Annotated in this window: 14 protein-coding genes; 9 read left to right on the top strand and 5 right to left on the bottom strand. The window is 71.9% G+C overall.

Annotated features, from left to right (window positions below):
• Positions 1-139: 139 nt before the first annotated feature.
• Positions 140-523: a DUF4282 domain-containing protein gene (locus tag DMH08_RS42530; protein WP_267898596.1), complete on the bottom strand. Its 384-nt coding sequence runs from the start codon at positions 521-523 to the stop codon at positions 140-142.
• A 73-nt stretch (positions 524-596) separates the two neighbouring features.
• Positions 597-980, bottom strand: a complete 384-nt coding sequence (locus DMH08_RS35645; protein ID WP_125620545.1) for a hypothetical protein — start codon at positions 978-980, stop codon at positions 597-599.
• Between the two features lie 403 nt (positions 981-1383).
• On the opposite strand from DMH08_RS35645, the gene DMH08_RS35640 reads away from it, so the two are divergent.
• The 6 genes from DMH08_RS35640 to DMH08_RS35615 all read left to right on the top strand — a co-directional run bounded on the left by DMH08_RS35640 (position 1384) and on the right by DMH08_RS35615 (position 5098).
• Positions 1384-1614 (top strand): hypothetical protein, encoded by a 231-nt coding sequence (locus DMH08_RS35640; protein WP_125620543.1) that lies wholly within the window; start codon positions 1384-1386, stop codon positions 1612-1614.
• Positions 1615-1627: 13 nt separating this feature from the next.
• The gene (locus tag DMH08_RS35635; protein WP_125620541.1) at positions 1628-2431 is read left to right on the top strand and encodes an Lsr2 family protein; all 804 of its coding nucleotides are present in this window, start codon (positions 1628-1630) and stop codon (positions 2429-2431) included.
• Positions 2432-2470: 39 nt separating this feature from the next.
• Positions 2471-3370, top strand: a complete 900-nt coding sequence (locus DMH08_RS35630) for a deazapurine DNA modification protein DpdA family protein (RefSeq protein WP_199748160.1) — start codon at positions 2471-2473, stop codon at positions 3368-3370.
• Positions 3371-3403: 33 nt separating this feature from the next.
• A complete protein-coding gene (locus tag DMH08_RS35625; protein ID WP_125620540.1) occupies positions 3404-3754 on the top strand; it encodes a helix-turn-helix transcriptional regulator in 351 nt (116 codons plus the stop codon).
• 28 nt (positions 3755-3782) lie between these two features.
• The gene (locus DMH08_RS35620; protein ID WP_125620538.1) at positions 3783-4082 is read left to right on the top strand and encodes a hypothetical protein; all 300 of its coding nucleotides are present in this window, start codon (positions 3783-3785) and stop codon (positions 4080-4082) included.
• A 287-nt stretch (positions 4083-4369) separates the two neighbouring features.
• The gene (locus tag DMH08_RS35615) at positions 4370-5098 is read left to right on the top strand and encodes a hypothetical protein (protein ID WP_199748159.1); all 729 of its coding nucleotides are present in this window, start codon (positions 4370-4372) and stop codon (positions 5096-5098) included.
• Between the two features lie 50 nt (positions 5099-5148).
• Here the strand turns inward: DMH08_RS35615 and DMH08_RS40565 are convergent, their stop codons facing one another.
• The gene (locus tag DMH08_RS40565) at positions 5149-5748 is read right to left on the bottom strand and encodes a hypothetical protein (RefSeq protein WP_158642451.1); all 600 of its coding nucleotides are present in this window, start codon (positions 5746-5748) and stop codon (positions 5149-5151) included.
• 236 nt (positions 5749-5984) lie between these two features.
• Here DMH08_RS40565 and DMH08_RS35605 point away from each other — a divergent pair, with 236 nt between their 5' ends.
• The 3 genes from DMH08_RS35605 to DMH08_RS35595 all read left to right on the top strand — a co-directional run bounded on the left by DMH08_RS35605 (position 5985) and on the right by DMH08_RS35595 (position 8944).
• Positions 5985-6185 carry a hypothetical protein gene (locus tag DMH08_RS35605; RefSeq protein WP_125620534.1) on the top strand — a complete coding sequence of 67 codons (201 nt, stop codon included), beginning with the start codon at positions 5985-5987 and terminating at the stop codon, positions 6183-6185.
• Between the two features lie 191 nt (positions 6186-6376).
• The gene (locus tag DMH08_RS35600; protein WP_125620532.1) at positions 6377-8038 is read left to right on the top strand and encodes a hypothetical protein; all 1662 of its coding nucleotides are present in this window, start codon (positions 6377-6379) and stop codon (positions 8036-8038) included.
• A gap of 324 nt (positions 8039-8362) precedes the next feature.
• The gene (locus tag DMH08_RS35595; RefSeq protein WP_125620531.1) at positions 8363-8944 is read left to right on the top strand and encodes a hypothetical protein; all 582 of its coding nucleotides are present in this window, start codon (positions 8363-8365) and stop codon (positions 8942-8944) included.
• Here the strand turns inward: DMH08_RS35595 and DMH08_RS35590 are convergent, their stop codons facing one another.
• Entirely contained in the window at positions 8945-9856 is a 912-nt protein-coding gene (locus DMH08_RS35590) for a hypothetical protein (protein ID WP_125620529.1), read from the bottom strand. It abuts the gene before it with no gap.
• Between the two features lie 64 nt (positions 9857-9920).
• A complete protein-coding gene (locus DMH08_RS35585) occupies positions 9921-10919 on the bottom strand; it encodes a tyrosine-type recombinase/integrase (RefSeq protein ID WP_125620527.1) in 999 nt (332 codons plus the stop codon).
• Positions 10920-11196: the final 277 nt, after the last annotated feature.

The raw sequence follows: 11196 nt of genomic DNA, 5'->3' as shown, positions 1-11196 counted from the left end.
AGCACGGGGCCCAGCCAAGCAGCACCCAGCCGGCCCCCACCCCAACCAACCGACCCAGCAGCCCCGAGGGACGGGTACGACCGTCGTACCTCCCCCAGCCACCACCACCAGGACGACCACCAGGGCCCGTGAAAGGCGATCAGGCTCGTGGAGGAGGTGCCGCCCGGTTGTATCGGATCAGCACCGATTCGCAGGCCACGCGCGCGACCAGCAAGAGCACGAAGCCGATGAGCGGGGCCATGGCCATGGCCACCAGGCCGAAGAACCAACCGAGGAACCAGCTCGCGAGCCACCAGGCGAAGCCGAAGCAAAAGATCGTGGTCATGCTGATGACCACGATGGACCCGATGTAGATCCAGCGAGCCAGCATCGGCGTCATGAAGGTCGTGAACTGCGTGTCCCCGAGAGCGGCGATGAGCCCCGGCTGCCGAACTGGTGACGCCGCGGGTCCCTGAGCCTGCCCAGCCGGAGGGAAGGGGCGAGGAGCGTCCGGCCCAGGTGGCGTGAAGGGCGGAAGCGGCACGCTGATGTCTCCTCTCGGTAGTGGACCAGTAGGACGGCACCGACCGCCGACCGGGTTCCAGACCCAGGCCCGATCAGACGCCGCGCCACCCGTCGCCCGCGGTGCCCCAGGCCCGCGGCAGTGGAGGGATGCCGGCGCCCGGGTCCCGGTCGAGCAGCGCCATGTGCTCAGGGGACAGCTCGGCGTCGACCAGATCGAGGATGAGCGTTGGAGGCACCAGCGGAGGCGAGCCCGCCCCCGCGCCCCACGCTCCGACGCACAGGAGCGGCGCCGAGCAGGCCAGGCACCGCGTGACCCAGACCGTGACCCCATGGGCGGCGCCGTCCGAGGGGATCCGGAGCCCGCGCGGATGGTCGGTGAGCTCGGCGACGTCGCCCCTATGCCAGTCGGGATCATGCGCCCAATTCACACCGCAGCGTCCCCCGCGCGCGACCAGACCGACCGAAGAATGCGCCATGGTCCGCACCCTACGCAGGCAAACCCCTCTTGAGTCGGACAGTAGTCACGTGTATGCATAACGTTATGAGAACTCGCATCCTCGGTGCGCTCGCCGCCGTCGGCCTGCTCGCCGTCCTGTCCCCGACCCTGCCCATGCCGCTTTGGTGGTCCGGCTGATGCCGCGCCGCGCGCTCGTCGTCTTGGCCCTGCTCGGCGTCGCGAGCGCGGCCGCGGTCCCGCCCCTGGCCGCCGCGGCGCCGGGGGCCGGGCCGTGCGCCATCCGCGAAGGCGGAATCGTCTGCCAGGTTGGCAACTAACCCGCCATGACCAGCAAAAACAACCCACCCGAGTAGCGATGCAGTTTTAAAACTGCTATGATAGGAGGCGAAAGGACGGAACGCCCCCTGAAGGAGCCGAAAGCCATGACCCTCACCGCGATCACGCTGCTCGCCACCCTCGCCGCCCTGCTCTACGCGGCCCCAATGCCCACGCTCGCCGCGGGAGCCGCGCTCGCCGCGCTCGTGCGCCCCGACGTCACCGCGGCGACCGTGAGCCTGCTCGCCGCAGTGGTCATCGCGGCAGCCGCCGTCGTGACCTGGCGATCGCTGCGCGACAGCGGATGGCGCCTCCTGATCATCCGTACGCAGTTTTAAAACTGGAGCCGTGATGGCGAAGAAGCCCGTTCGTCTCGACTGGAGCAAGGCCCGGGTTTCCGACGAGCCGAAGCCCTGCGTGATCTGCGGCAAGCCCGCGTTCATGCTCAGTCCCGACCGAGACCGCCCGATGATGACCGAGACCGAAGCCGCGTGGATCCGCGAGCACGCATGGCTGCCTGCCATGCGCCGCCTGTTCGCCTCCGTCCCCGGGTACTTCACGGCGTGTGCATGTCAGTACGGGATGACCCGCTGCGACCACGGCGAGCGCTGCCACCGCCGTGAGCCGCTCGTCCTCCCGATCGGGTCCATCCTCAGCGCCGACGGAGAGCACGACGCGCGGCACCGCGAGCCGTACGCCCACCCGACGCCCACCGCGACCGGCCCGAAGCGTACGGACGTTGCGCAGGTCTGGTATGCCGACCGTTCGTGCCGGTGGGTGTGCGACTGCGAGTGCCACGCCGAGCCGGACCCCGCCGACGTCCTCGCATGGGCGATCGCAACCGGCCTCTACCCGGCTGGCGCCACCGTCGAGGAGCTCAACCCGCCCGCGTTCCGCGCGTACAAGGCCGAGCAGGCGATCCGGGCCCGGGCCAAGGAGCGCGAGCAGCGCCGCACCCGAGCGCGCGCCAACGAGGCCGAGAAGGCGGCCGCCGCGGACCGCGAGTTCCGGGCGATCCGCGACCGCCGCGAGGCGATCCGCGAATGGGCCGCCAAGAACGAATGGCCGATCGGCAAGGGCCGCATTCCGGCCGCCGTGGTCGAGGCGTACGAGGTCGATCAGGAGGACGGCGCTGGACAGGGCGCGCTGTTCTAGGCCCGCACGGCGGACCACGGGAGCAGTTTTAAAACTGACATGACAGGGAGGTGGGGGATGATCTGCGACGAGCAGACGCTCACGTTCTACCTCGGCGTGCATCGGCCGGGATGGCTGATCACCGCGCCCCGCGAGACCGCGCTGTTCATCTCGCACCGCACCCTGCGCAAGCTCAAGACGCTGCCGCGCCCGGAGTACCGGCACTACGCGGTGGACTCCGGGGCTTTCACCGAGATCCAGCGGCACGGTCGGTTCCTGACCAGCCCGGCCGAGTACATCGAGGCCCTCGCTCGCTACGACGAGGAGATCGGCGATCTCGCATGGGCCGCGCCGCAGGACTGGATGTGCGAGCCCGCCGTCATCCATGGCGGCACGTGGAACGGGCAGCAATTCGCCGGGACCGGGTTGAGCGTCGCCGAGCACCAGGCCCGCACCGTCGCCAACTTCGTGGAGCTGGAAGCTCTGTGGCCGCAGTACGGGTACGGCGAGTGCCCCGTCATGCCGGTCGTTCAGGGGTGGACCATCGATGACTACCTACGATGCGTCGAGATGTACGAGGAGGCAGGCGTGCGGCTCAGCACCGATTACCAGGTGGTGGGTGTCGGGTCGGTGTGCCGCCGCCAGGGCGCCGCCGAGATCGGCGCCATCTTCCGCGAGCTCGCCGCCCTGGACCTGCCCCTGCACGGGTTCGGCGTCAAGACCGCCGGACTACTGCGCTACGGCCGATGGCTCACCACGGCCGATTCAATGGCATGGTCCGCCGCGATGCGCCGACGGCCGCCCGCCCCCGAGTGCGCAGGGCGCCGCAAGCACTGCGGCAACTGCCTCCATGCTGCTCTCGACTGGCAAGACGACCTGCTCGCCCGATTCGCCGCGGTGACGGCGGCGCCGCAGCAACTCGACCTGATCCACGACGCCGGCGAACCGGCCCTATGCTGACAGTTTTAGAACTGCCCCGGGGAGGAGTCCGCCATGCCCGCCCGTGACGAGCCGATCGAGCGGCGAGGTACCGAGCCCGTCGAGAGCATCGACCTCGCCGAACACGCCCAGGAGCTCGCCTCCGCCCGCGCCGCCGGACGACAGGCCCCCGCCGGACGTCTGCTCGGCCTGCCCGAGCTGCCCGGGGGAGACGTGTGGGTCGACACCGCCGGAGCGTCCGCCGTCACCGGGATCGCGCCCAAGACGATCACGGGATGGCTCACCCGAGGCGGACCCAAGGCGCTGCCGTTTCCGGCGCCGCACCGGTTCCTGTACCGCAATCACTGGCCCCTGTCCGAGCTGGAGGACTGGGCGCAGGCGTACCGCGCCGAGAGCAGGACGTAGCGCGGCCGCCCGCGCGGATGGGATGACGATGGACGAGTTCGACGACGTTTCTGAATGCGACGGATGCGGCACCCCCGCGGAGGAGTTGGACGGCGAATTGCTCTGCGTCGGGTGCGCTGACGCGCTGAGCGACGCGATCAAGCACTACCTGGAGAGCGCCCGCCGCCCGGTGCCGTTCGCGGAGTTGCTCGCCAGCCTCCACCAGCACTGGTCAGCGCTGCCCGACCTGAGAGGCACCCTCGCCACCTGGTTGGCCGATGCCGTCGAGGAGGGCGGTATCGCGGAGGCCGGGCGAGGCTATCGGCTGGTCGGTACCCCGGACCGTTGAGGACTGGCCGCCCGGCGAACTCTCCGCCACGTCTAGCCGACGAGGACCGGGGCGAAGAGATGCGCGGCGCGGGACACGACGAGACGGGCCCCGGTCCACCTGCCGAAGGTGGGACCGGGGCCCGTCTCGTCCGTCCGCTTGAGATTGGCGAGGCAGCGTCACCCCACGGCCAGCGCCGCCGTAGGACCGTCCGGGGCGGCCGCCATCTGCCGGAGCCGGTCGAGCGCGTCAGGCAGTCGCTCCGGGCGTTGTTGACACGTACGTGTCATTCAGCCAGGATCGTGGCCATGACGACGACCTCGCCCAGCAGCACCGACCACCCGGCCGCGAACGAGAGCGTGACGCTCGCCCTGGTCGACGCCATCGAACGCACCTGGGCCGCAATCCGCCGCCGACACGCCGACGTGCCGCGCGTGGTCGTCACGATCGGATCCGGCACGATCGGCGCCGCCCCGGGCCGGGTGACGCTCGGGCACTACGCCGGAGCCCGGTGGGTCCACCGCGACGCCGGCGACCTCGCCGAGCTGTTCGTCGCCGGGGAAGGGCTCGAACAGGGCCCGCGCGAACTGCTCGGGACCCTGCTGCACGAGGCCGCGCACGGCGTCGCGCACACCCGAGGGATCCAGGACACCAGCCGTCAAGGCCGCTGGCACAACGCCCGGTTTAAGGCGCTCGGGGAAGAGCTCGGCCTCACCCTGGCCAAGGACGAGCGCATCGGCTGGTCAACGACGACCGTCCCGGACGAGACGGCCCGCGCGTACGCGGCCGAGCTCGACCGGCTCGCCGCGGCGATCACGGCGCACCGGCGGTCCGAGCACATCGCCATCGCCGCCGGAGCCGGGGGAGGAGGGCACGGCGGCACCGTCGAGGGCGGCCGCACCAGCAGCAACAACGGCCTCGCTGCCCGCTGCGGATGCGAGCCGCCCCGCCGGATCCGCGTTGCGCCGTCCGTGCTCGACCTCGGCACGATCACCTGCGGACTGTGCGGGAAGGAGTTCACCGCGCCCGAAGAGTAGGCGCCACCTGTGAACTTCAAAGTACGTTTTTAAAGGTGCGCCGAGGACGCTCAGCCTTGAGCGTCCTCGGCCGCGTGCGTGCTCGGCCACCCCAGAACCCGCCGGTAGGCCCCGCGCCAGATCTCGCCGGGCACCTTGACCCCCGCCGCGAGCTGGTCGTATTCCGCGCGCAGCGCGCCCCGCAGAGGCCCCGGCCGCCGGTCGCGCCAGGCTCGGAGCTCGGCAATGGGGGAGGAGTGCCAGCACGCCGCGCGCACCTGGTCAACCAGCGCGACCGGCAGATTCGCTGCCACCCGCTCGGGGAAGCCTTCGGCCCGCGACCCCCACCAGCGGCCCGAGACCGCCGTTTCCGGGGCCGGAGGCCACTCGTGATCCCAGCCGCGCGCCGCAAGCTCGCCGCGCACGCCCAGCGCCAGCACCGCGGCGGAGGTGTCGAGCAACTCGCCGCGCCCCCGCAGATCTGCCAGCCAGGCCACCCGGGCGAGCTTCACCGCCGCGCGCTCGTCCGCCGTCCGGCCGGAGGTGTCCCACCGCGGATCCTCGGCCACCATCAGCCGGCGCCGCGCCCGCTCGGCCTGCACCAGCTCGCCGAGACGAGCCTCAGTCCCACGCGGCACCCAAGCCACGACACGCACCAGGCCCTCAGCCACCGCAGGAATCTCCAGACTGTGAATCAGAACACGTACTTTAAACTTCGCTGATCAGCAGGCATTTTGCCCCTGCGGGGGAACCGATGCCACACGCGGCGCGACGAAATAGTTACCCAACACGCCGCCGAAATCCCGGAGTGGTACCACTTGGATGCGCCATGATCTCTCGCATGGTTACTCCCGTGCCCCACACTCGTCGGCTTCCCTATGGGGCCAAGCGTGACCCGGGGCCGTGGGTGACGCTGCGCACGCGGGTCAGCCCCAAGCACCGGCGCCTTGTCGAGCTCGGTGCCGAGGCCCGCGGCTTCAACCTCGCCCGGTACGTCGAGCACCTGATCGAGCAGGACGAGATCGCGCGAGAACTGTTGAAGCAGGAGGAGGCCGCCGAGCGCCCCCTCACCCAGGCCCAGGACCCCCAGGAGGAACGCGCCTCTTAGCGACGTGATCGGGCTAGGAGCCCGAAAAGCCAAGAGGCCCTAAGCGCTGGCTGCCAACCGAACGCGCGTTAGGGCCCCTCACAACACCCGGCTCGACCGGCGGCTTTCTGTTGCCACTCGAACCGGGCCGAACGTCGGAGCCCACGATACCCGAGATCGCAGGGCCGAGTCTCGTATGCCCCGATTCGCGCGTGTCATCGCGTGTCATCGCAGGTAACTCGGTCCAGACCACGACGCCCAGCAGGCGGCCGCCGCAGGACGGCGAGGAGCACCAGGAGCTCGCCGAGATCTGCCGCGCTGCGGTCGCACGATGGGTCACACGGCGCGAGGCCGAGCAGCTCGCTGCGGCGCTCGCCCGGTACAGCGCGCGCCCGCCGCGCCCGGCCGCCGGAGACGGCCATCTCCTGCTCCCCGGCATGCGCCGCGCCACCTGGTACCGGACGGCGCGACTGGTCGAGGCCCGCGCCGTCGAGGAGTTCGGCACCGCTCGCCCCGGACCCAAACCTCAGGCGGACGAGCCGAGGACGGCCGCCGAGGTCGAGGCCCGCGCAGAGCAGGCCGCAGCCGCCGAGTGGCGCCGAGCGTTCACCGCCCGGGGCGTCCGGCAGATGATCGGGATGCTCGGCGACTACGCCGACGACAAGGGCCACGTCGAGAACATCGGGAAGTTCATCGCCTGCTACCGCAAGGCGTTCGGGTGCAGTGAGGCCACCGCGTACGCGCACTGGCGAGTCGTCCGGGAGCTCGGACTCGTCCGCCAGACCCGGCACAGCGCCGGGCACCGCCCGCCCGCAGCCGGCGGCCAGGACGCCCGCACCGCCCGCTACGTGCTGTGCTGGCCCGCCGCTCGCCTCCCTGAGGATCTGCCGGAGGAGGCCGACGCCCAGACTGCCGCGCCGCTCAGCGGCGCCGTGGCCGCATGGGACGAGTACGCCGCCGCGGCGCTCGCCGGGGCCGACGAGATCGGCCTCTACCGGTACGGCGCGTGCAGAGACTCGCAGGCCCACGCCACCGGCACCGCCGCCGCTCCTGTGGAAAACCAACGGCCGAGTGCCTATTACCTGGAGGCGTGGCCCCTATACGCGAGGGTCTCTCCCCCCTCCCCTCCTGCCCCGTACCAGTCTGGGGAGGAACGGTCCCGGCGCCGACGGCCCGGGGGACTCACCGAGGACGATCGAGCCCAAGCAGTCGCGATCTTGAACCGCTGCCGGAGCCGCTGGGCTGAGCAGGGTCAAGAGCTCTCCGAGGAGGAGATCGCCCAGCTTAGCGGCATGGTCGCCCTGGTGTCGCGCTACAGCGCCCACGTCCACCCCGGCGACCTGGTCGACATCCTGACCGAGCGGGTACGCAGCGCCCGCGACCTGCACGGCCTGCTGCGCTACCGGCTGCAAGCCGTCCTGCGCGACCTGCGGAGGCGCCGGAACCTCCCCGTCGACCACCACGGCGCCCGCCACGCCGCCTACGCCGCCCAGCTCGCCGCCAAACGCGCCGATGCCCTGGAGGCGTCGGCCGCGAGCCGGGCGCAGGCCCGAGCCGCAGCAGCGGCCGCGCGGGCACGCGTCGCCGCCCGCCAGACTGGCCCGGAGTCGCGGCGCCGCAGCGCCCTCCGCGCCGCCATGACCGAGCCAGAAAACGCGTTCGCCGCCGAGCTCACCGCACGAGGCATCACGAGCCGCCGCCCCCGGCCATCGGCCTCGGGCCGCGCAGCGGACCGCGCCGCCGAGGCGGCCGCCCTGCGCCGAGCGTCGATCTTGGGGCAGGTCAACGCCGACCTCACCGGCCCTGGTCACTCGCCCCCGCCGCCGCTGCACCAGGCGTTCGCCGCCGACCTCCCCGAGCACCTGCTGGGGTAACAGCCTTCGGCCGTCCAGCGAGGATCGGTCGATGCAGGGCCGGAGTAAGTGCGTGGCCGAGGCCAAGGTGCTGCCGCGGAGCTTCCGGTGCTCGGACCGCGGGGCGGTCCTGCGCTCCGGGTCTCCTTGCCCTCGATGGAGTGGTACAGCCCTTGCCCGCTTGGGGGATCGGCGGCGGCCGCTGCGCCCCTTCCTGCGATCACGTGGTGACCGCGTGGCTGAGCGAGCGAAACTTTCGCTGGTCAGCCGGGATTTCTCGTCACGCCTGCAACGGTCGACACGAAACGCCTAGTCGGGCCGCCGAGCAGTTGTCAGGGTGAGGGCATGCTGATGACGCAGATCATCCCCGGCCTCGTGGTCACCGATCCGATGCGCCAGGCGGCTGCGGCCGCGCTCGACGCGCACGCCCCGGACGTCGGTCCGCTCACCTGGGCCCGGTGGACGCAGCCGGAGGGCTGGACGTTGGTCCCGGACGAGGACGGCACCGCCTACAAGGCCGAGCTCACGCTCTGGCAGAGCGACGCCCGGACCGTCCGCGTGAACCTGTGGTACGCGCCCGACCGGCGAGGCGGAGCGCAGCCGCGGCCGCACTCGCACCCCTGGGCGTTCCGCTCGCACATCCTCGCCGGGCACTACGTCGAAGACCGCTACGAGCTCGCCGGCGGCCGGGTACGGACCGAGCTCGGCGTCGAGCACCGCGCGGGGAGCGTCAACGAGATCCCGCGCGAGCTCTACCACGAGGTGACCGAAGTGGAGCCCGGGACCCTGACGCTCATGCTGTGCGGGCCGGGCGAGCGCGGCGGATGGGGCTACCTGGACCCCGAGACCGGGCAGCACACCCCGACCGGCCCGGATCCCGCGTTCCGTGCCCGGCTCGCCGCGCTCAACCCGCACCAGCAATGGTGATCAGGCCGGAGCGACCGCCGGAGCGGTTCCCGCAGGGAGAGCGATCTCGTCCAGCCGCATGGCCCGACCGTCGATGGTGAACAGGGCGTCCCCGCCGTCCGTCCGGCTTATCGGCGCGTCGCCGATCGCGTCCATCAGCGCGTGCAGGCGCGGGAACGGCGTGTCCCGCAGCGCGACGGGCAGGTAACTGGTCTCGCGGACGTACCCCAGAACGATCGAGATCAGGTTCATCGCCGCGCGCCGGAAGAGCGGTTCCCCCTGCTGGACGTTGGGATGCGCGACGATCGCTGAGGTGTCCGCGTCCGAGGACAGCGTGTACAGCACCATGAGGGGCCCGCGCTTGAGCGCGATGTTGCCGCCTTCCGGGATCCGGACGACGCTATGGCCGGCGCTGAACTTGCCCGTCCGGGGATCCAGCATGCCGCCGCACCGGCCGACCGCGGGACCGCCCCGCAGTTCCGCCATGCCGGGGAACTGCTCCAAGGTCGCGTCAATGTACCGGCCCTGGTCCGGCAGGGTCAGGATGCAGTGCCCATCGAGCTCCTTGCCGTTCCACCGCGGCGAGAGCGGCGCGCACTCGACCATGCCGCCCGTGTTCTCGTCGCGGATGATGACCTCAGCCGCGCGCAGCTCGGTCAGGATGCCCAGCTCGCCCAGGGCGTAGCCGAGCGTCCGGCACGCGTCCACGCAGTAGTTCGCGCGCATCCCGATCTGCGCCCCGGCCCACGTCGTGGTGAGGAGCACCGGCACGAACGCCTCCGGCGGCGCCTTGCCGTCGGCCTGAAGCGTGATCTGGTTGAGCCGGTTCCGGTGCGCCGGGTCCAGGAACCCGGCAGTAAAGGTCCCGGGTCGAGGCGGCCGAGGACGACGGGCGGACTTGTCCTTCTTGGGGTTCGGGCGTTTGACAGCCATAGGTCAGGAGCGTAAACGGGCACGCCCCGACGAACCGGCAGAACTGCGAACCAGGCCCCCGCGCCTACCCGTCGAAGACCTCGCCGACGACCTCGGCGAGCTCGTCGGCACCGGCCCGGAAGTACCGGGCCGCCGTCTCGATGGAGGCGTGACCGAGAAGCGCCTGCACCTGGGCGGGATCGGCGCCGCCGCGGCGAAGCCGGGTGCCGTAGGTGTGCCGGAGCCGCTGCGGCCGCAGCCCTGGTACCCCGGCCGCGGCGCCGACCGCGAGCACGACCTGTGTCAGCCCGGAGACCGTCAGCGGCCCGCGTTGCCCGAGCCACAGCGGCCCGTCAGCGCGGCCGCGCTCGGCGAGGTAGTCGACCACCGCCGCCCGCGCCGGCGCCGGGAGCGGAACCGTCCGCGGTTGGTCGCCCTTGCCCAGCAGCCGGACCGCGCCGGTCCGCGCCGTGACCGCGACGTCGCGGACCTCGATGCGCGCGCACTCCTCCACCCGCGCCCCGCTGTAGAGCAGCACCGCGACGACCGCCCGGTCCCGGGCACCGCGCCGGGCGGCCGCGCGCTCCACCGCGCCCGCCTGCCGGTCGGTCAGCGCGACCGGCTCGCCCGGACGGGCCGTCCGCACCCGCTTGACCGCGATGCGCAGACCCGCCAGTTCGTACAACAGCGTCACCGCGGCGAGCGCCTGGTTGACCGTCGCCGCCGAGACCCGCTCCTCCAGGAGGGACCGGCGCCAGGACGTCACCGCCGCAGCCGCCCCGATCACGTCGCCGAAGGCGTCCGGGTGCGCCGCGGCGCCGCGTTCGGCGAGCCAGCCGACGAAGGCCGCGCACTGCCGCCGGTACGCCTTGACCGTGTTCGCCGCCAGGGCGCACCGGTCGAGATGCCGCTCGACCTCGCCCAGGGCGTGACGCGCGGCCGCGAGCACGTCGGCGAGCTCGGCCGCCGACCGGTCCGCCAGGAACGCCGCGGCCGCGCCGTCCGCCGTGGTGTAGCGCTCGGCGTCCGGCCGCAGTGCGACGACCTCGCCGGGCCGTCCCGATCCCGGGTGCCGTTGCGCCATGTCCCTGCCTCCGCCCGCCGTCCGTTGTTATCCGCTGAGTTCCGCCCCGGCCGTCGAGGGTGCCGGAGCGACGTTATCCGCTGAGTCTCCCACCTTGCTCAGCGGATAAGAGAGGTTATCCACTGAGCCCGGCAATGCAGTTTTACGCGTGGCCGGGTCACGGGGTTGAGCCATCCCGGCCTTCGGCCGGGTGAAGAGCTCCCCCTTTTTCCCCCCGACCGAGGCCGGAGTGTACGGCCCGCCCGGAACCCGTCAAGGGCGCCTACGGCGTCGCTTC

Origin of the sequence: Actinomadura sp. WAC 06369, from assembly GCF_003947565.1 — a bacterium.
In the GTDB taxonomy this organism is placed as follows: Bacteria; Actinomycetota; Actinomycetes; order Streptosporangiales; family Streptosporangiaceae; genus Spirillospora; species Spirillospora rifamycini.
This window is presented reverse-complemented; position numbering and strand designations above follow the sequence as displayed.

Excerpts from the sequence above, each read along its gene's own strand:
- DMH08_RS35645 (WP_125620545.1), bottom strand. The coding sequence starts at position 980 with ATGGCGCATTCTTCGGTCGGTCTGGTCGCGCGCGGGGGACGCTGCGGT.
- DMH08_RS35615 (WP_199748159.1), top strand. The coding sequence starts at position 4,370 with ATGACGACGACCTCGCCCAGCAGCACCGACCACCCGGCCGCGAACGAG.
- DMH08_RS35590 (WP_125620529.1), bottom strand. The coding sequence starts at position 9,856 with ATGGCTGTCAAACGCCCGAACCCCAAGAAGGACAAGTCCGCCCGTCGT.
- DMH08_RS35635 (WP_125620541.1), top strand. The coding sequence starts at position 1,628 with ATGGCGAAGAAGCCCGTTCGTCTCGACTGGAGCAAGGCCCGGGTTTCC.
- DMH08_RS35625 (WP_125620540.1), top strand. The coding sequence starts at position 3,404 with ATGCCCGCCCGTGACGAGCCGATCGAGCGGCGAGGTACCGAGCCCGTC.
- DMH08_RS35630 (WP_199748160.1), top strand. The coding sequence starts at position 2,471 with ATGACAGGGAGGTGGGGGATGATCTGCGACGAGCAGACGCTCACGTTC.
- DMH08_RS35640 (WP_125620543.1), top strand. The coding sequence starts at position 1,384 with ATGACCCTCACCGCGATCACGCTGCTCGCCACCCTCGCCGCCCTGCTC.
- DMH08_RS35585 (WP_125620527.1), bottom strand. The coding sequence starts at position 10,919 with ATGGCGCAACGGCACCCGGGATCGGGACGGCCCGGCGAGGTCGTCGCA.
- DMH08_RS35620 (WP_125620538.1), top strand. The coding sequence starts at position 3,783 with ATGGACGAGTTCGACGACGTTTCTGAATGCGACGGATGCGGCACCCCC.
- DMH08_RS35595 (WP_125620531.1), top strand. The coding sequence starts at position 8,363 with ATGCTGATGACGCAGATCATCCCCGGCCTCGTGGTCACCGATCCGATG.